20 protein-coding genes are annotated in these 19,936 nt (G+C 63.8%); 15 read left to right on the top strand and 5 right to left on the bottom strand.

Annotated features, from left to right (window positions below; all coding sequences use genetic code 11):
* Nucleotides 1-34: 34 nt before the first annotated feature.
* From EAV90_RS13510 to EAV90_RS13455, 12 genes are all read left to right on the top strand, one after another.
* Nucleotides 35-358: an STAS domain-containing protein gene (locus tag EAV90_RS13510; RefSeq protein WP_129143602.1), complete on the top strand. Its 324-nt coding sequence runs from the start codon at nt 35-37 to the stop codon at nt 356-358.
* Nucleotides 358-723 (top strand): response regulator, encoded by a 366-nt coding sequence (locus EAV90_RS13505; protein ID WP_122405062.1) that lies wholly within the window; start codon nt 358-360, stop codon nt 721-723. The genes EAV90_RS13510 and EAV90_RS13505 overlap by 1 nt, the downstream gene beginning before the upstream one ends.
* On the top strand, nt 720-2,804 hold the full coding sequence (locus EAV90_RS13500) for a chemotaxis protein CheA (RefSeq protein WP_129143601.1): 2,085 nt from the start codon (nt 720-722) through the stop codon (nt 2,802-2,804). The genes EAV90_RS13505 and EAV90_RS13500 overlap by 4 nt, the downstream gene beginning before the upstream one ends.
* Entirely contained in the window at nt 2,804-3,265 is a 462-nt protein-coding gene (locus EAV90_RS13495) for a chemotaxis protein CheW (protein WP_162500418.1), read from the top strand. Before EAV90_RS13500 ends, EAV90_RS13495 begins: the two co-directional genes overlap by 1 nt.
* Before the next feature lie 38 nt (nt 3,266-3,303).
* On the top strand, nt 3,304-5,391 hold the full coding sequence (locus tag EAV90_RS13490; RefSeq protein WP_129143600.1) for a HAMP domain-containing methyl-accepting chemotaxis protein: 2,088 nt from the start codon (nt 3,304-3,306) through the stop codon (nt 5,389-5,391).
* A 45-nt stretch (nt 5,392-5,436) separates the two neighbouring features.
* Nucleotides 5,437-5,925, top strand: coding sequence for a chemotaxis protein CheW (locus EAV90_RS13485; protein WP_129143599.1), 489 nt, complete (start codon nt 5,437-5,439; stop codon nt 5,923-5,925).
* A gap of 61 nt (nt 5,926-5,986) precedes the next feature.
* Complete coding sequence (locus EAV90_RS13480; RefSeq protein ID WP_129143598.1) at nt 5,987-7,786, top strand: methyl-accepting chemotaxis protein; 1,800 nt, start codon at nt 5,987-5,989, stop codon at nt 7,784-7,786.
* A 140-nt stretch (nt 7,787-7,926) separates the two neighbouring features.
* A complete protein-coding gene (locus tag EAV90_RS13475; protein ID WP_129143597.1) occupies nt 7,927-8,781 on the top strand; it encodes a CheR family methyltransferase in 855 nt (284 codons plus the stop codon).
* 16 nt (nt 8,782-8,797) lie between these two features.
* Entirely contained in the window at nt 8,798-9,889 is a 1,092-nt protein-coding gene (locus EAV90_RS13470) for a protein-glutamate methylesterase/protein-glutamine glutaminase (RefSeq protein WP_122405055.1), read from the top strand.
* Nucleotides 9,890-9,894: 5 nt separating this feature from the next.
* Nucleotides 9,895-11,622: a coiled-coil domain-containing protein gene (locus tag EAV90_RS13465; RefSeq protein WP_129143596.1), complete on the top strand. Its 1,728-nt coding sequence runs from the start codon at nt 9,895-9,897 to the stop codon at nt 11,620-11,622.
* 150 nt (nt 11,623-11,772) lie between these two features.
* Nucleotides 11,773-12,234, top strand: a complete 462-nt coding sequence (locus tag EAV90_RS13460; protein WP_129143595.1) for a hypothetical protein — start codon at nt 11,773-11,775, stop codon at nt 12,232-12,234.
* Between the two features lie 76 nt (nt 12,235-12,310).
* Nucleotides 12,311-12,739: a CHRD domain-containing protein gene (locus EAV90_RS13455; RefSeq protein WP_129143594.1), complete on the top strand. Its 429-nt coding sequence runs from the start codon at nt 12,311-12,313 to the stop codon at nt 12,737-12,739.
* Between the two features lie 44 nt (nt 12,740-12,783).
* On the opposite strand, the gene EAV90_RS13450 is transcribed toward EAV90_RS13455, so the two are convergent.
* The 4 genes from EAV90_RS13450 to EAV90_RS39440 form a co-directional block, all read right to left on the bottom strand.
* Complete coding sequence (locus EAV90_RS13450) at nt 12,784-13,149, bottom strand: VanZ family protein (RefSeq protein WP_122405052.1); 366 nt, start codon at nt 13,147-13,149, stop codon at nt 12,784-12,786.
* 72 nt (nt 13,150-13,221) lie between these two features.
* The gene (locus EAV90_RS13445) at nt 13,222-14,814 is read right to left on the bottom strand and encodes an EAL domain-containing protein (protein ID WP_129143593.1); all 1,593 of its coding nucleotides are present in this window, start codon (nt 14,812-14,814) and stop codon (nt 13,222-13,224) included.
* A gap of 462 nt (nt 14,815-15,276) precedes the next feature.
* Nucleotides 15,277-15,474, bottom strand: coding sequence for a hypothetical protein (locus EAV90_RS39445; RefSeq protein ID WP_164936903.1), 198 nt, complete (start codon nt 15,472-15,474; stop codon nt 15,277-15,279).
* 302 nt (nt 15,475-15,776) lie between these two features.
* The gene (locus EAV90_RS39440) at nt 15,777-15,950 is read right to left on the bottom strand and encodes a hypothetical protein (RefSeq protein WP_164936902.1); all 174 of its coding nucleotides are present in this window, start codon (nt 15,948-15,950) and stop codon (nt 15,777-15,779) included.
* A gap of 1,259 nt (nt 15,951-17,209) precedes the next feature.
* Between EAV90_RS39440 and EAV90_RS13440 the strand changes: the two genes are divergently transcribed.
* The 3 genes from EAV90_RS13440 to EAV90_RS13430 all read left to right on the top strand — a co-directional run bounded on the left by EAV90_RS13440 (nt 17,210) and on the right by EAV90_RS13430 (nt 18,538).
* Nucleotides 17,210-17,500 carry a hypothetical protein gene (locus EAV90_RS13440; RefSeq protein ID WP_122405048.1) on the top strand — a complete coding sequence of 97 codons (291 nt, stop codon included), beginning with the start codon at nt 17,210-17,212 and terminating at the stop codon, nt 17,498-17,500.
* Between the two features lie 41 nt (nt 17,501-17,541).
* Nucleotides 17,542-17,958, top strand: coding sequence for a hypothetical protein (locus EAV90_RS13435; RefSeq protein WP_122406856.1), 417 nt, complete (start codon nt 17,542-17,544; stop codon nt 17,956-17,958).
* Nucleotides 17,959-18,304: 346 nt separating this feature from the next.
* Nucleotides 18,305-18,538 (top strand): hypothetical protein, encoded by a 234-nt coding sequence (locus tag EAV90_RS13430; RefSeq protein ID WP_245509498.1) that lies wholly within the window; start codon nt 18,305-18,307, stop codon nt 18,536-18,538.
* Between the two features lie 17 nt (nt 18,539-18,555).
* Here the strand turns inward: EAV90_RS13430 and EAV90_RS13425 are convergent, their stop codons facing one another.
* Nucleotides 18,556-19,743: a hypothetical protein gene (locus EAV90_RS13425; RefSeq protein ID WP_129143592.1), complete on the bottom strand. Its 1,188-nt coding sequence runs from the start codon at nt 19,741-19,743 to the stop codon at nt 18,556-18,558.
* Nucleotides 19,744-19,936 lie beyond the last annotated feature (193 nt).

Raw genomic sequence — 19,936 nt, 5'->3', positions numbered from 1 at the left:
CGTGTATTAGAAGTTTCGCAAAGGCGGGGCAGCGATGGCGCTCAATCCCACGGAGCCGAAGTGGTCGTTACGGTTGCCCGCCGACTGCAGCATTGCGGCCATTCGCAGCGTCTACGACCTCGTTCGCGAGGCGTTCGGCCGCCAGGAGCGGCTCGAGATCGACTGTTCGAGCGTCGATAAGGCCGACGTGACCTCGATCCAGCTTCTGCTGTCGACCGCCAAGACGGGCGAGGCCCAGGGCCGCCCGGTGGTCCTGACCTCCTTCTCCCAGTCTCTGCGCAACACCCTGCGCCGCGCCGGCTTCGCCAGCGATTCACTGATCGATCAGCATTTCCCGCAAAAGAAAGATGGCATCTAATGGCCACGATTCTGACCGTCGACGACTCCCCCAGTATCCGGCAAATGATCAAGGTCGTGCTCGAGCCGGCCGGTCACAACGTGATCGAGGCCGGCGACGGCGCGCAAGGGCTCGCCAAGGCGCAAGCGGGCAAGCTCGACCTCGTCATCACCGACCTCAACATGCCCGTCATGAATGGACTGGAGCTGATCCGGGCACTGCGCAAGCTGCCGAGCGCGGTCGGCATGCCCATCGTGTTCCTGACCACCGAATCCAACGATGCCGTAAAGCAGGAGGCCAAGAGCGCCGGCGCCACCGGCTGGATCACCAAGCCGTTCAAGCCCGAGCAGTTGCTCGCGGTGGTTGGCAAGCTGGTGCGCACATGAGCGCAATGGACCCGGCCGAGGTCTTCCGTCAGGAAGCCAGCGAGCTCTTCGAAGTTCTTGAAGGGGCCTTGCTCGATCTCGGCCAGTGTCCCGACGACCGCGAGCTGGTCGATTCCGCCTTCCGCGCCCTGCATACGATCAAGGGATCGGGCGCCATGTTCGGCTTCGACAAGGTCGCCTCCTTCACCCACGAATTCGAGACCGCCTTCGACCGCGTCAGGAAGGGCGAGATCAAACCGACGCAGGAGCTGATCTCGGTCGCGCTCGCCGCCAAGGACTACATCCGCGCGTTGATCGAGGACCCGCAGTCGACCGACGACATCATCGGCGAAGCCATCCTCGACGACCTCAAGCGCTTCGTCTCCGCCGACAAGCCTGCCGCTCCGGTCGTCGAGGCACCGCTGCTGTCTCCACCCGAGAGCAAGCAGGCCGGCTGGCACCTGTATCTGGAGTTCGATTCCCATATCCTGCGCAACGGCTCGAATCCGCTCGATCTGTTGGAAGATCTCTGCAAGCTCGGTCCCTGCTTCGTCGTGCCCGTCACCGACGGCATCCCGTTCCTCGACGAGATGGAGCCGGAAGACTGCTATCTGAAGTGGGACGTCAAGCTGCACGCCGCCTGCACCAAGGACGCCATCGACGACGTCTTCATGTTCGTCCAGGACGAGATGAAGTTGACGCTCTCGCCTTTGCAACGTGTCGAAGCGCTCGCGCCGGTCCCGTTGTTCCAGCTGTCCGAGGAGGAGCCGGTGATCGCCGAGATGGCTGCGCCGGTGGTGGAGGCTGTTGCCGAGCAGCCCGTCGCAAGGGCGAAACCCCAATCTGAGGCCAAGCCGGAGACGAAGCCGGAGATCAAGCGCGAGGCGGCACCCGCGCGCCGCGAGGACGGAAAGCAAGAGCGTGGCATCGCCACGGTTCGCGTCCAGGCCGAGCGCCTCGACGAGCTGATGGACCGGGTCGGCGAGCTCGTCATCGCCCAGGCGCGGCTGACCCAGCTCGCCGCCTCCGGCTCCGACCTCTCGATCAAGATGATCGCCGAGGAGATCGAGCGCCTTGCGTCCTCCTTGCGCGACACCACGATGGGCGCGCGCATGGTGCCGATCGGCTCGTTGTTCGGCCGCTTCCGCCGCCTCGTGCACGATCTGTCGCGCGACCTGTCCAAGCCGGTCGAATTCGTCACCTCGGGCGAGGATACCGAGCTCGACAAGACCATGATCGAGTGCCTCGCCGATCCGCTGGTGCACCTGATCCGCAACGCCATCGACCACGGCATCGAAGACACCGCGACGCGCGCCGCCAACGGCAAGACCGATCAGGGCCGGATCGAGCTTGCCGCGGTGCATTCGGGCGCGCAGGTGCTGGTCACGGTGAAGGACAATGGCGGCGGCCTCAACACCGCGCGCATCCGCGCGAAGGCGGAAGAGCAGGGGCTGATCGCGGCCGGCGCCGTGCTGACCGACCATGAGATCCATCAATTCCTGTTCCACCCGGGCTTCTCGACGGCGCAGACCATCTCGGCACTGTCCGGCCGCGGCGTCGGCATGGACGTGGTCAAGCGCACCATCGAGAACATGCGCGGCTCGATCGACCTGTCGACCAGGCCCGGCCAGGGCACCACCGTGACGCTGCGCCTGCCGCTCACGCTCGCGATCATCGAAGGCCTGCTCATCCGCGTCGGCGAAGGCCGCTACATCATCCCGCTGTCGGCGGTCGAGGAATGCGTCGAGCTGACGGCCGAGGACGAGCGCTCGCGCGGCCGCAACTTCCTCAACGTGCGCGGCAACCTCGTGCCCTTCTTGCGCTTGCGCGAGCTCATGGCCGCATCCGGTGCGCCCGACCAGCACCAGAAGACGATCATCATCTCGACCGGCGAGACCCGCGTCGGCCTCGTCGCCGACCAGATCATCGGCAACCACCAGACCGTGATCAAGTCTCTGTCCAAGCTGCATTCGGACGTCACGATCTTCTCCGGCGCGACGATCCTGGGTGACGGCACGGCGGCGCTGATCCTCGACGTCGCGCAGCTGGTCTCGCTGGCGCAGTCGAAGTTCGAGAAGCAGCATATCAACGAGGCGGCGTGATGAACGGCGGGTTGGCGGGCGAGCAGCAGTCGAGTGCGATGCAGGTCGTGATGATCGGCCTCGGCGAGGAGAAGTTCGCGCTGGACGCGGGCCTCGTGCGCGAGATCATCGATCCCGTTCCCGTGACCCAGGTTGCGGGCGCGCGAGCCTTCGTTCCCAGCGTGATCAACGTGCGCGGCAACGTCATTCCGCTCGCGGATCTGCGCATCCGTTTCGGCATGCCGCAGCTCGACAACTCCGCCGACACCCGCATCGTCGTGATCGAAATCGAGATCGATAACGAACCGGTGCTGGTCGGCGTGACCGCGGACAAGGTTTACGAGGTCACGGAGATCTCGCAGGCCGATGTGCAGCAGACGCCGCGTGTCGGCATGCACTGGAAGCCTGAGTTCATTCGTTTTATCGCGAAGTGGCGTGAAGAGTTCGTTATTGTTCCCAACATGGAACGCATTTTGAATTGAGAGCGGTCTCGAGAAGGCCGGTAAATTGGGGGCTCGATATGCGATTCACGATCAAGGCAAAGCTGGCTTGCGCGTTTGGTGCGATCATCGTGCTTTCGGGACTCACGGGTGGACTGGCTTTTCTGAAGCTTTCGGATCAGGTCGAGGTCTCCGCGGATTTCGTGGTGCGCGCGGCGCGCATCGACAGGGCCGGCGAGCTGCAAAACAACGTGCTCTATCAGACCCGGGCGGAGCGCGACATCATCCTCGCGTCCACGGACGCGGAGATGCAGAAGCTGGCCGATGAGATCAAGAAGTATCGCGCCGAGGTGAGTCGTCTTCTTACCGAGATCAAGGCGACCGCTTCTGACGTCGGCAAGCACCTGCTCGACAAGTTCTCGGCGTCTTACGACAAGATGAATGCCGGAGAGGACGTCATCGTCGGGCTCGCGATGAAGAATTCGAACTATCGGGGCGGCCAGCTGTGGACCACCGACGCGATGCCGATTCTGAAGCATTGGAACGACTCGCTCGATGCGTCTCTCGCCGAGCTGAATCGCCTGCCGCCTTCCGCCGAGAAGAACAGCGCCGTTCTGGCGATCCATGCCATCAGGCTCGAAGGTGTCCGCCTGCAGCGGCAGGTCGCCTTGTCGTTCTCGGCCTCCAGCGTCGAGGAGCTGAATGCCGCGATCAAGTCAATCAGCGAAGGAGACGAAGCGCTCAAGGCGGCAACCAAGCAGGCCGTCGCCCCCCTCACCGCGGCCGGCGTGTCGCCCGCGAGCTTTGTGGCTCAGACGGATCGCCTCGTCAATGTCGTCTCCCGCGTGGCGGAAATCGTGAAGGAGGGCGGTAATATCAGGGCAACCACGCTTGCCGCGACCGAAGGGAAGGCGAACGCTATGGACGCGATCGCAACCTCGGGCGAGTACATCACGTTGGTCAAGAAGCAGATGGCGGAGATGTCCGCGGAGTCGGTGCAGAATGCCGCTCGCGCAAAGATCATGTTGGTCAGCGTCATCGGATTGTCACTCCTGCTTGGCGTAGGATCGGCAGTCATGATGGCACTCAGCATCAGCCACGGCTTGTCGCGCGCGGTCAGCCTCGCCGGCGCGGTCGCCAATGGCGATCTGAGCCAGACGATCGCCGTCAAGAGCAACGATGAGATCGGAGATCTCGTCCGTTCTCTCAACGTCATGGTCGAGAAGCTTCGTCAGGTCGTGTCCGAAGCTCTCACCGCGGCCCAGAACGTATCTGCCGGCAGCCAGGAGCTTTCCGCCAGCGCCGAGCAGCTGTCGCAGGGTGCGACGGAGCAGGCTTCCTCGGCGGAAGAAGCTTCGTCTTCCATGGAGGAAATGGCGTCCAACGTGAAGCAGAACGCCGACAACGCCAACCAGACGGAGAAGATTGCCGCACAGTCGGCGCGCGATGCCGAATCCAGCGGCAGCGCTGTCGGTCGGGCCGTTCAGGCGATGCAGACCATCGCCGAAAAGATCACGATCGTTCAGGAGATCGCGCGGCAGACCGACCTGCTCGCGCTCAACGCTGCCGTCGAAGCCGCCCGTGCCGGTGAGCACGGCAAGGGCTTTGCGGTGGTCGCCTCCGAAGTGCGCAAACTCGCCGAGCGCAGCCAGGCCGCCGCCGCCGAGATCGGCACCTTGTCGAGCGAAACAGTCAAGGTTGCCCAGGAGGCCGGAGAGATGCTCTCCAAGCTGGTGCCCGACATCAAGAAAACGGCGGAGCTCGTTCAGGAGATCACCGCGGCCTGTCGCGAGCAGGACGTCGGCTCGGCCCAGATCAACCAGGCGATCCAGCAACTCGACAAGGTCGGCCAGCAGAACGCCAGCGCATCAGAGCAGGTCTCCTCGACCTCCGAGGAATTGGCCTCCCAGGCCGAGCAGTTGCAGTCGACGATCTCGTTCTTCCGTATCGATGACACTGCGCGCGGAGCGAAGGCCGCACCTCAGGAGATCGACCGGGCCGTTGGACAGCTCCGCGCCCAGGCGGCGAAGATGGCGGCGGTCGATCGCCGCGGCAAGGCGCCCGCTGCCAAACCGGCCCGAGCCCTGAAGGTTGCCGGCGCGGGAGGCGGCTTCGCCTTCGACATGGATGCTGGCGGCGACGATCGCGACGCGGAGTTTCAACGCTGACTGGCTGGTCCGAACAGGCCTCTCCCAACATCGAATGGACGCACCATGGCCGCAACCTCGCAATACCTGACGCTCGGTCTCGCCGGCGAGACGTTCGGCATCAGCATTCGCAACGTCCGGGAGATCCTGGATATGCGGCCGATCTCGCGGCTGCCGCATGCGCCGAGCTTCCTGCTGGGCATGATCGACGTGCGCGGCAGCGGCTATCCGATCGTCGATCTCAGGACCAAGCTCGGCTTGCCAAGCGTCTCGGCGACCGAGGCGACGCGCATCATCATCCTCGACGTGCCGATGAAGGACCGCCTGGTCGGCGTCGGCTTCGTCGCGGATTGCGTGTTCGAGGTCACCGACATCGACGAACAGGCGATCGAGCCCGTGCCGGAGGTCGGCGGCAAATGGCAGTCTGACTATGCGGCCGGTATCGGGCGCAAGGGCGAAAAGTTTGTCATCATCTTTGATCTCGCCAAACTGATGGCGAAGGACGAGTTCCCGGACGGGCGCGATGCTGCCGTGGACGCGTCCCGCGCCGCCTGAGTTTGTTCGTTTTAGGCGTTATCGAGCGTACGCAGCTCCATTCGAACCAAAAGGGATTGAGATGAGATTCACCGTCAAAGCCAAGCTGGCCAGCGCATTCGGTGTGGTCATCCTGCTGTCCATGATCGCCGGCGGGGTCGGTTACATGAAGCTGTCCGATATGGTCGGCACCACCGAGGCTCTGGTCGCTCGCGCGAATCGCATGGAAAAGGCGTCCGAGCTCAAGGAAGGCATCCTGCTCCAGCTTCGCGCGGAGAAGAACTCGATCCTCGCATCGGACGCCGAATACGATCAATTCGTCGCCGACCTCGCCAAGACCCGCGAACAGCTCGCAAAGTCCAAGGACGAGATCTATGCAGCCGCCAGCGAAGGCGGCAAGAAGCTGATGGATGGCTTCTCCGCCGCCTATGGCAGGATGAACGCTTACCAGGACGAAACGGTCAGGCTGGCGAAGACCGACAAGGCCAGGGCGATGGACCGCTCGATGCATGACGGCCGCAAGGTCGTCGCCGATGCGCTCGAAGCGGCCAATGCCTACATCAACAACGTCAAGAAGAACATGGCCGAGCAGGTCGAGCAGGCCAGGCAGGATGGCTCGCGCGCCGAGCTGCTGTTGATGATCCTGGTCATCGCTTCGCTCCTGATCGCGGCGGTGGCCGCCATCTTGATCGCACTCAACATCAGCCGGTCGCTGGGGCAGGCCGTCGGCCTTGCCGATGCGGTGGCGATCGGCGATCTCAGCCAAAAGATCGAATCCTCCAGCGACGACGAGATCGGTGATCTCATCAAGTCGCTGAACGCGATGACGGTGAATCTGAATGCCACCGCGGCGGTCGCCAACGAGATCGCACGAGGCAATCTCACGATCGAAGCCAAGCCGCTGTCGGACAAGGACACGCTCGGCCTCGCGCTCGAACGCATGGTGGAGAAGCTCCGGCAGATCGTATCGGAGGCGCTGACGGCGGCGCAGAACGTCTCTGCCGGCAGCCAGGAGCTCTCCGCGAGCGCCGAGCAGCTCTCGCAGGGCGCAGCCGAACAGGCCTCGTCCGCCGAGGAAGCTTCTTCATCGATGGAGGAGATGGCCTCGAACGTGAAGCAGAACGCCGACAACGCCAACCAGACCGAGAAGATCGCCGCGCAGTCCGCCAAGGACGCCGAGGCCAGCGGCGCCGCCGTGGGCCGCGCCGTCAACGCGATGCAGACCATCGCCGAGAAGATCACGATCGTGCAGGAGATTGCGCGCCAGACCGACCTGCTCGCGCTCAACGCAGCGGTCGAGGCCGCGCGCGCCGGCGAGCACGGCAAGGGCTTTGCGGTGGTCGCCTCCGAGGTGCGCAAGCTCGCCGAGCGCAGCCAGGCGGCCGCCGCCGAGATCGGCACGCTCTCGGCCGACACCGTCAAGGTGGCGCAGGAGGCGGGCTCGATGCTCGCCAAGCTCGTTCCTGACATCAAGAAGACGGCCGAGCTGGTCGAGGAGATCACCGCGGCCTGCCGCGAGCAGGACGTCGGTTCGGCGCAGATCAACCAGGCGATCCAGCAGCTCGACAAGGTCGGCCAGCAGAACGCCAGCGCCTCCGAGCAGGTGTCCTCGACCTCGGAGGAGCTCGCCTCGCAGGCCGAACAGCTGCAGTCCACCATCGCCTATTTCCGCATCGAACAGGGCGCAAAGAGCCAGGCGCCCGCGCCGATCGACCGGGCGGTCAGCCAGCTGCGCGCCAAGGCGGCCTCCATGGCGGCGGCTGAACGACCGGCCAAGAAGCCGCAGGCCAAGCCGGTACGCGCCGCAAAGGTCGCCGGCGGCGGCTTCACTTTCGACATGAATGACGGCGAGGACGACCGCGACGCCGATTTCCAGCGCTAGGCCCCCGCGAGGCTCCTGCGGACCGGTCCGTTCGGTGACCGGTCCGCTTTCAGCGGTGAACGTGAACGCGTGGGATTCAACATGGCCAGGATGACCCGACATTCAGTGCAGGCGGCCGTTACGAAGCAGGGTCGTCATCCATGATGCCCGCCATGCAGGATACGGCCGTGCATCTGTCCGACCGCCACTTCCGGACCATCGCCGAATTGATCGAGAGCCAGGTCGGCATCAAGCTGCCGCAGGGCAAGCGGCTGATGCTGGAGGGGCGGCTGCACAAGCGCGTGCGCGCGCTGAACTTCGCCGGTCTCAATGAATATGTCGAGAACCTGTTCGAGGCGGATCTGTTCGAGACCGAGCTTACTCATCTCATCGACGTGGTGACGACCAACAAGACCGATTTTTTCCGCGAGCCGCAGCACTTCACCTTCATGAGGGACGTCGCGGTCCCTGCTCTGCTCAAGTCGCATGGACGGAAGAATGCGAACCTGAAGATCTGGAGCTCGGCGAGCTCCACCGGCATGGAAGCCTACACGATCGCCATGGTGCTGGACGACATGACGCGGAACGGCTCGCGCTTCCAGTACCGCATCCTCGGCACCGACATCTCGACCGCGGTGCTGCGCCTCGCCAGGACGGCGATCTACACCCGCGATGTGCTCGCCCCGGTGCCGGAGCCATTCGCAAAACGATACTTCTCGTCGTCGCGGGACAGGTCGCGCGGCGAAGTGCGGATCGTGCCCGAGTTACGGCGCATGACGCACTTCATGAGGATGAACCTCATGGACAAGTCCTATCCCGTCGACCGTGACGTCGATATCATCTTCTGCCGCAACGTCCTGATCTATTTCGAGCGCGAGACCCAGCGCAAGGTGGTCGAGCAATTGTGCGGCCATTTGCGTCCGGGCGGCTACCTGCTGGTCGGGCATTCGGAATCGATGATTCACAGTACCGTGCCTGGGCTGAAGCAGGTTCAGCCAACCATCTTCCAGGTCTAGCCGGAGCGCAACCACGATGCCGAGGGGGAAAGTTCGCGTGCTGATCGTGGACGATTCGGCGTCGGTGCGCCAAATCCTGCAGACGATCCTTTCCGAAGACCCTGATATCGAGGTGATGGCGACCGCCTCCGATCCTTTCGCCGCGGCGCGCCGGCTCGAGAAGGAGTTGCCCGATGTCATCATTCTCGACCTCGAAATGCCGCGCATGGACGGCATGACGTTCCTGCGCAAGATCATGGCGCAACGTCCGATCCCGGTGATCATCTGCTCCTCGCTCACCGAGGAGGGCTCCAACGTGATGTTCGAGGCGTTCGAGGCGGGTGCGGTCGACATCGTGCCGAAGCCGAAGATCGACACGCGGCAGGCGCTGCTCGAATGCTCCACGCGGTTGCGCGAGGCCGTGAAATCGGCCGCCCGCGCCCGGGTGCGTCCGCGCGCGGAGCGTCGGGAGATCGAGAAGAAGCTGACTGCCGATGCCATCATCCCGCCGCCGGTACAGGGCAAGGTCCGGCCGACCACCGAGCGCATCGTTTGCATCGGCGCCTCGACGGGCGGCACCGAAGCGCTCAACGACGTCCTCGAGATGCTGCCGGCCCACTGTCCGCCGATCGTTATCGTCCAGCACATGCCGGCAGGCTTTACCGCGGCCTTTGCCAGGCGTCTCGACAGCGTCTGCCAGATCCGGGTCAAGGAGGCCGAGGACGGTGAGCCGGTGCTGCCGGGCTGTGCCTATATCGCGCCGGGCGCCCGCCACATGCTGCTCCAGCGCATCGGTCTGCGCTACCAGATCGCGATCAAGGACGGACCGCCGGTGTCCCGGCATCGTCCGTCGGTGGACGTGTTGTTCCGCTCGGCCGCCCAGCATGCCGGCGCCAACGCACTCGGCGTGATCATGACCGGCATGGGCGATGACGGTGCGCGCGGCATGCTGGAGATGCGCAAGCTCGGCGCCGCGACGCGGGCGCAGGACGAAGAGAGCTGCGTGGTGTTCGGCATGCCCAAGGAAGCCATCGCCCATGGCGGCGTCGAGAAGGTCGTTTCGCTGCACCACATCCCGCGCGAGATCATGCTCTGGTATCAGGCCGGGCATCCAGCGGTGGCGGGCTGATGGCAATGTCGCTCATTCCAGCCAATATGCTCACCGAGGCCATCGCCGGGATCGAGGACGTCTCCTCGCGAATCGAGGCCGTGTTCGCGCGCGTCGGCAACGAGCTGGGACGCGGGCATCTCGTCTTCAAGGAGCTGAACCAGGGTCTCGCGGCGCTTTCCGGTGAGCTCTCCGGCGCCGAGATCGAAGGCGCTGCAACGGCGCTCCAGGAGATCGCCGCGCGGCTCAACGACCTGGCGCAGGCGCTGCCGGCCGAGGCCGCGCTGCTGGAGACCATCGGCACGAGCACGGCGGAGGCGTCTTCGCTGCTCAAGCCGCTGTTCAAGCACATCCAGATGATCACCATCATCGCGCGTAGCGCGCGGATCGAGGCGGCCTCGCTCGACGGCGACCGCGAGGGCTTTCTCGCCTTCACGCAAGAGGCCTACGATCTCGGCAAGGCCGTCCAGGGCGCGATCGAGGGCTGCGCGCGGGATCAGCAGCGCCTGTCCGAGGCGGTCGCCACCGCATTCGGCCGGCAGAAGGAGTTCGAGAGCCGCTACCGCAATCAGCTGGCGGCGGAGAGCGTCGAGCTCGCGTCCGCCTATTCCGGGTTGCGCGACCAGCGCAGCAACAGCAGCCATCTCGCCGATCTTGCGAGCGCCAGCACGAGGAAGATCGCCGAGGCGGTCGGCAGTGCGATCATCTCCTTGCAGGCCGGCGACAGCACGCGTCAGCGTCTCGAGCACGTCTCCGATGGCCTCACGCTCGCCTCGGGATCCACCCCGAGCCTCGTTCCCGAACCTGTCGCGAGCGACGACGGGGTGCGCATCATTTGTCAATTGCAGGCGGCCCAGCTCAGAGATGCCCAACGCGAGTTCGGCGGCGACATCGGCCAGATCGTTCACGCGCTGACCGCAATCCTGCGCGATGCGGGCAGTGTCGTCGGCCGGGGCCGCACGCTGTTCGGCGGCGAGGAGGGCGGGTCGTCATCGTTCCTGGCGCGCATCAAGCAGACGCTGGCGCACGCCTCGACCCTGATCGCCACCTGCGAGGGCGCCGGCCGCTCGGTGGACGAGGCGCTCGCGATCGTCGAGGAGACGCTGACGAAATTCCGCCACGCCATCGCCGGGCTGGCCGAGGCGACCGTCGACATCACGCTGATCGGAATGAATGCGGGCCTCAAGGCAAGCCATCTCGGCAGCCGCGGCAGCGCTTTCGTCGTCATTGCCAACGAGCTGAAGGCCACCGCCGACCAGGTCTCGGCGGGGGCGGGGCGTCTGAGGCCCGTGCTCGACGGCATCGAGCGCTCGGCCAGGGACCTGAAGGAGCTCCGCGTGCAGGGCGATCCCACCCAGCTCGCCAAGCTCGAACCGCAGATTCTCCAGGCGCTGCGCGAGGTCGAGGCCGGCAATGAACGGCTCGGCAAGCTGATGAGCCGGCTGGTCAATGAAGGTGCGGAATTCGAGGAGCTCATGAATTCGGCGCAAGGCCTGATGACCACGCTTGGCGAGGCCTCCGCGGCATTGCCCGCGGTCGCAGCGCGGCTCGAAGCCGCAAGCGCTGGCGCGCAGAAGCCGCGGCCGCAAGCGCAGGACCAAGCGATGCTCGACCAGCTGTTCGCGCGCTACACGATGGAGCGCGAGCGGCACGTCCACCGGGAATTTCTGCAGACGCTCGGGCTGGCGTCGATCGCGACCACGCGCCGGGTCGAGGCGATCGAGAGCGCGGACGATGGCATCGAATTGTTTTGATGCTGCCGTGGGCGTCGCCTCGCGCCCGCGGAAATTTGACGGATTGACTTTGCAGGGCGTTAACCGTGGCGGAATGCTCGCCGCGACGGTCATTGTCGCGCCCTCACGGTTCGTTGCAAATACGCATGGAATTCATGGGTGGACGTTTCCATGCTGAAAGAGGGCAAATACGCGGCGTGGTTCAGAACCGCGCAAGCACAAGGCACTGGTATCGTGCATCTGGCCCAGGGTCGGATCTCGGGCAGTGACAGCTTCTTCACCTATGGCGGCTCCTATCGGTTCGACGACGACCAGCGTTTCACGGCCGTTCTGACCACACGGCGACATGCCGACGGACCGCCGACCGTGTTCGGGTTCGACGAAGTCGAGGTCGAGCTCTCCGGCGTGTATAGCGGTGCGATGGCGACCTGTTCGGGCACGGCTCGCCAAGCGCCCGACGTGAGGTTCGAAGCGACCCTGATCTACAGCCAGGAAGTCGCGCCGGCTGCCGACGCCCGGAGCGCGGTCGTAAAGCTCAATGCCGACAAGCTGCCCAAGGGACTCGACGGCCGTTCCCGACCGCGGCCTCCGTTCAAGGCGGGCTCGCCCAAGCAAAAGCCAAATCGGCAATAATCCCTCCATGGCGGAATTTTCCGGTTGCGGTCGGTGTTTCGATCACGATAGGGAGCGGAGTGTGCGGGAGGAGTGCATGAGCAAAGTGGCACTGTTGGGGACACTTGCGCTCGTCGGAGGCATCATTGCGGCGAGCGGAACGGCAAACGCGGAAGTCGTGAAGCTGCAAGCCGAGCTCAAGGGAAGCAATGAAGTGCCTCCGAACGGCTCGACCGGGTCGGGCAAGGCCGAGGCGAGCTACGACACTGAAACCAGAGTTCTGACTTACGTTGTCACCTATACCGGGCTCACGGGGCCGGCGATGGGGGCGCATTTTCACGGTCCCGGCGAGGCCGGCAAGAATGCCGGCATCGTCCTGCCGTTCAAGACGGTGCAAAGCCCGATCCAAGGCCATGCCACGCTCACCGACGCGCAGGCGGCAGATCTGCTGGGCGGCAAATGGTACGCGAACATCCACACGGCCGCGAATCCGGGCGGTGAGTTGCGCGGTCAGATGATGAAGTAAAAGCGCGGTCCGCCGGTCATCTCGCCAAGGAGATGCGGGCCGCCTCAGGACGGGGGTCTCGGAAGGAACGCCAGGATCATCTGGGCGAGCATGACGCCCACAGTGCCTCCTGCCGCCTTCTGCAAAACGTCGAGGAAGCCCGGATCCCGGTCGGGGATGAACGCTTGCATCAGCTCCAGTCCCATTGCGACCGCGATGACGAGCGAGCAAGCCAAACCGATTCGTCCGGGCAGCAGGAAGGAAAGCAGAAAACCGAGCAGACCATAGGCGCTGAAGCGCTCGATCACGACGACCCAGTACGCCTCGTGATGCCCCATGAGCGCCGGCCTTCCCGATAGTTTCGCCAGCGTGGCGTAGACGATCAGGGCAAGGCAGATGCTCGCGGCTGCAATGACGTGGTTTCTGCGCATGGCGCCAGCATAGCCGGTTGGTTGCCGGTCTGGTTCGAAAGCCGAAAATATCGTTAAAGGCCCGCGTCGGGATCAGGCCACCAAAACCGTGTCGCCGGAGACCGCCGCGCCTGACCGCCTCACGCGGCGCGATACCACGAGCTCATTGAAGCGGGCGAAGGGCAGGGGCGGCGCAACGAGATAGCCCTGGCCCTCCTCGACGCCGGACGCGATCAATGCACGGAGCTGCTCCTCCGTCTCGATGCCCTCCGCGACCACGGTCATATTGAGGTCCTTCGCAAGCGCCACCAGCATTTCCACGATCGCCGTCGTCGATGCGTCCACGGTGATCGTGTCGACGAAGAACTTGTCGATCTTGATCATGTCGGCGCCGAGGCCCTTCAGCCGGGACAGTCCGCTATGGCCGACGCCGACGTCGTCGATGGCGACGCGGAAGCCGTGGTCCCGCAGCTCGGCAACGACCGCCGCGGCGCGCGCGAGATCGTCGAGCTCGTCGCGCTCGGTGATCTCGACCACGATCTGGCGCGCGGAGACACGCGCCGCCAGGACCGTGCGGCGCAGCGTTTCGACGAAGCCCGCACTCAGGAGATGATTGGGTACGACATTCAGGGACAGCTTGAAATTCTTGTCTGTCTTCAGCAACGGCTTCAGTTCGGTCAGCGCCGATCCCAGCAGATGCCACGTCATCGCCTGGATGCGCCCACTGGATTCGGCGAGCGGAATGAAGTTCATCGGCGGGACGACCGAGCCGTCTCGGCGCAGCCAACGCGCCAGAATCTCGCAGCCCTTGATCTGACCTGTCCGCAGGTCGAAGATCGGTTGGTAATATGGCTTGAACTCGCCGGCTGCCAGCGCCCGATCGAGATCGGCGACAGGCTCCTCCATGCGGCGGCTGCGTGCCAACAGGATGCCAAAGATTGCGCCAAGTCCGAGGGCCACCGCGACTGTGGGCCAATATGCCTCGTTATTCCAGCTCGCAAGCACCGCGCGCTCGAGCTGGATCGTGGCATGAAGCGGGAAGCGAACGGAATTCCGCTCGAAGCTGATCGGCTCCAGCAAGGACTTACCGGCGTCGCTCTGGAATTTGCCGAGCTTCTCGCCATTGCCCAAGGCGAGGATCACGTCGCTGCGTGCGCGCAGCTCGGCGGGCATGATGTCGAACAGGCTGGCGTTGATGCCGACAATGGCGACGAGCGCGGAGCTGCCATCGATGTCCCTGAGCACGCCCAAGGCGGCGCCTCCGAACTGCTCCACGCGAAACAGCGAAAGCGCCTTGTCGCGCGAAGGCAGCATGTCGCGACGATCCACCCATCCCTTGTCGAATTCGAGCGTCTCGGAATAGGCCGAGCAGATCACGGAGCCATCCGGCTTGACGAGCCGGACGTCCTTGATCGCCGAGCGCTGATAGACGTGCAGGCGGATGGCTTGCAGTGCGCCCGGCTCGCAGCTGACCAGCTTGCGCCTTGCGAGCTCGTCCAGGCTGGCCGCGGCAAAATCGACCGCAAATTCCGACCGGCGCAGAACGACCTCGGTCAGCTCGTCGAGTTGATGCGCCTGCTGGCGGCGAATGACGGCCTCAGCGGCGAAATGGCCCGCCAAGGCGAACGCCATCGTGCTCGCAAGCACGAGCGCCGCAAACGGAAAGGTTGGTCGCAGCAATCGCATCCGGCTTGGGTGAAATCAGGCGAGGCTTGAATTCGGGCGAGGCTTGAATTTGGGCCAAGGCTTGGCGATTGATCCTAGCCAGCAAGGGCTAAGATAGGGTTTAACGGAGAGACCGGCCGGACGGCCGACCCGAGGATGGCCTGACCAATGGTCCGGCGGCCCGGATAGAAACGAGCATGGAAAGTTGAGCAGTATGATCAGGACGTTAAGCCTCCTCCTGGCGCTAGCCGTCGGGATCTCTGTGGCTTCGGCGCAGGGAACCAAAGACACGCCATCGGGCACGCAGCCGACTTCCGCGACGCGCAGCGGCACGGGCACCAACTCCGGTTCGGACAGCATGGGGGGTGCGTTCAAAGGAACGGGGACGCCGAACTACGGCACCAGCCCGGGGATGGGCTCCCAGAAGAGGACGCACAACTAGTTGAGCAGGCCAGGCCGCCGGGCAGGACGCTCAATCGATGCTCACTGCCCGGGGCGCTGGCGGACGGGAATGAGCTCAGGATAGGACCGGTTAGGCCCGTCGATGCGGTGCGCGGCGGAATGGCGAATCGTCCGCAACCGGAGCAGCACGAAGGCGATGTTGATCGCCAGCCAAACCAAGATTGCGGAAATGGCAAAGTGGAGCACCGCCAGACCTCGCTGCGAGATCGGGACCAACATCCGAAGGTTGATTTGGTTCCGTCCCGCCGAGGGCAGGGCTATCGCATATGGGTCGTGGCTGCAGCCTGCGTGCACGCCTCGTCCTTCGAGACGGCGCGTACGCGCCTCCTCAGGATAAGGCCAATCAGCGTCAGTGCCCGTTGAAGCTGCTGCCGCGCACTCCGTCCTCATGCTGAGGAGCCCGCCTCAAGCGGGCGTCTCGAAGTATGGCCGCAGGGAAAGGATCTCATATGCGATGGCCCTGCGCCGAAGGGAAGCCGTGCAGACTGCGCCGCCTGCGGCGAGCGCGGTCGTTTTCGCAATCAGGTTTTCTTAGCCGCCTTCGACTTCAACGAAAGACCAAGGCGCAACGCCATGCGCTTGATCGCATCGGGCGAGCGCCCGAGAGCTTTCGCCGCTTGCTCCAACGAGGCTGAAGACTTGGCCAACTCCATGAGCCGGCGATCTTCCTTGAACGACCAGGGCCTGCGCGCCATAACCGAAATGATCCTCTCGTCGACACAACGACAAAGCCGCCAAGCGGACCCATGTTCGCTCGACGGCTTTGCTTGGGTGGGGCCGGGCTTGGGGGAGCCCGGTGCGGAAGATGGATAAGCAAAGCGCGAGGGTTCGCAACAAACAACGGGGATTAAGCTAACCTCTCAACCTTACCGCGCTGAAGTTGGTGCATGACGCTCCGTATAACCACGGGTGTTTTCGTCAGCAGTCTCACCCGCGACGGCTGCCAGACGTGTTCGAGAACGTGCCGGAGACACTAGCGTGCAGATCGCAGCTGTGCCCGACCACAGCGCGTTCAGCCGCTTCGTTTGAGGCTGCTTGTCGAAATGAACAGGGGTTAACATCGCCCGCTGGATACTGCTCTCGAACAATGAGAGATTGCGTCATCTTCTGCAGGGGCTATCGCATATGGCTCGCGACGGCAGCCTGCGCGCACGCCTCGTCCTTCGGGACGGCGCTTCCGCGCCGCCTCAGGATGAGGCCAATCGGCGTCAGTACCCGTTGAAGCTGCTGCCGCGCACTCCGTCCTCATCCTGAGAGCCTGACTCAAAAAGGAGCCCGCCTAAGGCGGGCGTCTCGAAGGATGGCCGCAGGGAAAAGCCATCAAATGCATAACCCCGTCATGACGACCGAGCTTCGAGCATCACGTTGCACAAACTTCATGTTCGTCTGACAAAAGTTTCAGCGCCGCTGATCTTGAACTGGTTACAGCATCACGTTGAAATGTACCGGGAGGTGCGTTCCGAAAATTGGGAACATTCCAAATGCTTGCAGTTCTGGTTTTGATTTCGATTTTTGCAGCTGGCTTTTGCTGTGGCTATGGTGTGCGGGCGTGGCGCTCGCGCAAGCGATCAGCCCGATATCGTCTCTATGCGCCCTACACGCCGGCATCGATGGGCGTCAGGCAAAATGAGCATCCATCGTGATGGCAGAGCCATGGCCGCGGTGTCGGCTGGGGTTGATCTTGCCTTGCCGAAAGATCGGATAACCATGTGCAGTTAGGTTAACATGGTGCGGTCCTTGAGAGCTTCGGAAAGGCAACCTAAAACGTATCAGTTCATGGCGAGAATTTGGCTGCTTCGATATTTTTCGCGGCGCGCATAGGTAGCGTGAATGGCGTATTTGATTGCGTTGCTGGGCGCGATTTGCGTCCTTATTTCGATCGCGTTTGTTCGTAGCTTTGATCGGCGGCTGAAACATCTTCCGGGTCCTTGGATCCTGAACGAGGGCCATTCGAATGATTGATCAAAGGCACAACGCGCCCCGCAGATATTTCGTCGACGCCCAAGGACATCGTGTTCTGATCGGCCTGTCTGCGGAAGAGACGGCAGAGTTCGAGGCGCTCGATCTTGCACCGGACGAGACAGTGCAGCTCGCATCCGGGATCTGCGTGCGCGAAGGCGCCGCTGCCAGGCACGAAATTCGCTGGCGCGAGCTCTATGCCAAGCACGAAGGAGCTTGGCGGGCGTGGATCGTACAAAGCCAGGCAGGGCGAGCGCAGGATTTAAGCTTTGTTAACTATGTCTGACCGATGGTAGCCGTCTGAATCTCGAATGTGGGATGGCCCAGATGTTTCAGCTGTTCCTGAGAGCGCGCGCACACAATCTTCTCGGCTCCCGCCGCGAGGACAAAGGCTTCAAAGCCCGCTCCGTCGAGCGTGATGCCGAGACCGACCGCGTGCGGATCGGTGCCGTCCTGGCGGCGATCGAAACAGCGTTGCAAGAGGCGGAGAGGGAACAGGTCGGGCTCAACCGGCGTGTTGACGATGCCCTTGCGCGTGCATCCGTCACCTTCGGAAACGGCACCGACGAATATCTCGAGCGCGAGGCGCTCGATAATTATCATCAGGATCTCTTTGCAGCCGACATCTCGAACGGCCAGCGACGGCTCAAGGAATTGGCCAGCACCATTGCCCACTTGAAGTTCGTCAAGACCGCAATGCTCACCCGTTTCCCGGACTTCAAGCCGCCGCAGCTCAACAGCTAGTTGGGACCTCGGTGCGCGCTTTGCGGCCATCCTTCGAGACGACCGCTTCGCGGTCTCCTCACAGGATGAGGGACGGCGTGCGCGGCAGCAGTTTCAATAGGCTCTGACGTCGATTAGCCTCATCCTGAGAAGCGCGTACGCGCCGTCTCGAAGGACGAGGCGTGCGCTGAGGCCGCCGCCGAGTCTTGCGATAGCCGTTGCAGGCAGACCGCGTGACAACTCGGCATCGCTTTGCCGTTTGGCGCTTCGTTGCTTTTTGGTATGGTTCCGGCAAGCATTCACGGACTGAAGGAGCGAAGCGGTGCCGGTCAAGAATTTGCGGACGTTGGTTGGATTGGCAGGTGCCTTGACGCTGGTCGCGCCGGCGACGGCTTCGGCCATCACTGCCGAAGTGGCGCGCGCATGCGATGCCGCGGTCGCCAAGGCCTTTCCGCCCAGACAAATCGGCAACCCCGCGGCCGGGAGCGCCAAGGGAACGGCCAAGGATCGGCGCGAATACTTCCAAAAGTGCGTCGCCAACAACGGCAAGGTCGACGACATGCCGGCGGATGCGCCAAAGGACAACAAGCCGGTCAAATAGGAAAGGGGGACGCAGCGTTATCTTCGCGGCGGCGGGCAGGGCGAGTAGAACGCGCCGTTGGTCGCATTGATGCGTTCGACGCATTGATTGGGATCAGTGATCGTTCCAGCCACGGTGAAGTCGTAGCCCATGCCCTTGACGACGACGATGTAGCGGCCCGGCGCAAGCGCAAAACCGTCTTGCTCCGGCTGCAGCAATAGCATTCTCGATTGATCTTCGATCGGACCTACCTTGTAGGGGTAGGACATGCTGCGGATGACCCAGGAATCGCCGGCGCTGACCATGGCGGCTTTCCCGGTGGCATCGACGCCCATGGCCCGGGAGACCTTCGCGACCACGCGAACTTCGGTCCCGCTTGCATCGACACCTCCGTCGGGCCTGAACACGATGAACTTGACGTCGCCGTCCGGCAATGTGGTCACGCTCGGCGTGTTGATGGCGGCGGAGATCGCGACGCGCCGGTCCGGGATTTTTCCAGGAACCGGCTTGAGTTCATGGAGCTGGCCCTCGCTCAAGGCGTAGACGCCGAACGTCGTCGGCAAAGGCATCGAGGGTTGCGCAGCTGGCGCCGGATCCTTTGTGCTCTCCGCCGTTCGTTCCATGGTCTCGCCTGCCGAGCGAGCCGGGATCGCGGTCGGCTGAGGCTCCGGACTTTTCGGCGCACGCTCGGACAGCGGCGCCACCTGCGACGATGCGGTCAGTTGTGTCTTCAGCCGTGGCCAATAGATGGCCGCGGTCCCGGCGCCCGCGATGAGCAGGAGGATGGGGCTCAATCGAACCAGAGAATTGAAGGCGCCGCTCCGTTTGGCTCGGTCGGGCGATCGTGGCGGTGCGGCAGGATGGCGCGGCGTCTCGGCAGCCGTTGGAATGGCCGCTGAAGCCGAGGCAGCCGGTGCCGGAACAGAGACGCTGACCGGCGTCGCGGGGGCGGCCTTTGGCGGTGGGGATGTTCCGCTTCGTTCAAAGGTCCGCTCGACCTCCCGAATGGCGCGCTCGAGGACTTGCTGGAGCTCTCGCGCTTCCCGCGCATCGGTGTGGGTGAATTGTTCCAGGAGCTTGATCCGGGCCAGCTCGTACACGACATCCCGCATCTGCCTGGGATCGTCGGAGATTTCGCGGATCCGCTCCGTCAGCAGGCGGACCAGTCCGGCCTGGATCTCTTGCGCCTGCGAGGCGCTGGCTGCTGTGTCGCCGGGCTCCGTCATCAAGGCCGATCAACTAGCCCGGATGGTGCTGTTTCGCTAGGGCTTTTCACCTTCGGATCCCACCGGTGTCAACGGCGCACGGAATCTCCTCAGAAGTGGCGCCGCAAAATTCCCCAGTTGGCGGGATGGCGATCAGCCGTCGACGTGATCAGCACCTCCGTCTTTTGGTGGCCGGCCCCGCCGTTTCAGGGTC

It is taken from the genome of Bradyrhizobium vignae (assembly GCF_004114425.1).
Lineage (GTDB): Bacteria > Pseudomonadota > Alphaproteobacteria > Rhizobiales > Xanthobacteraceae > Bradyrhizobium > Bradyrhizobium vignae.
This window is presented reverse-complemented; position numbering and strand designations above follow the sequence as displayed.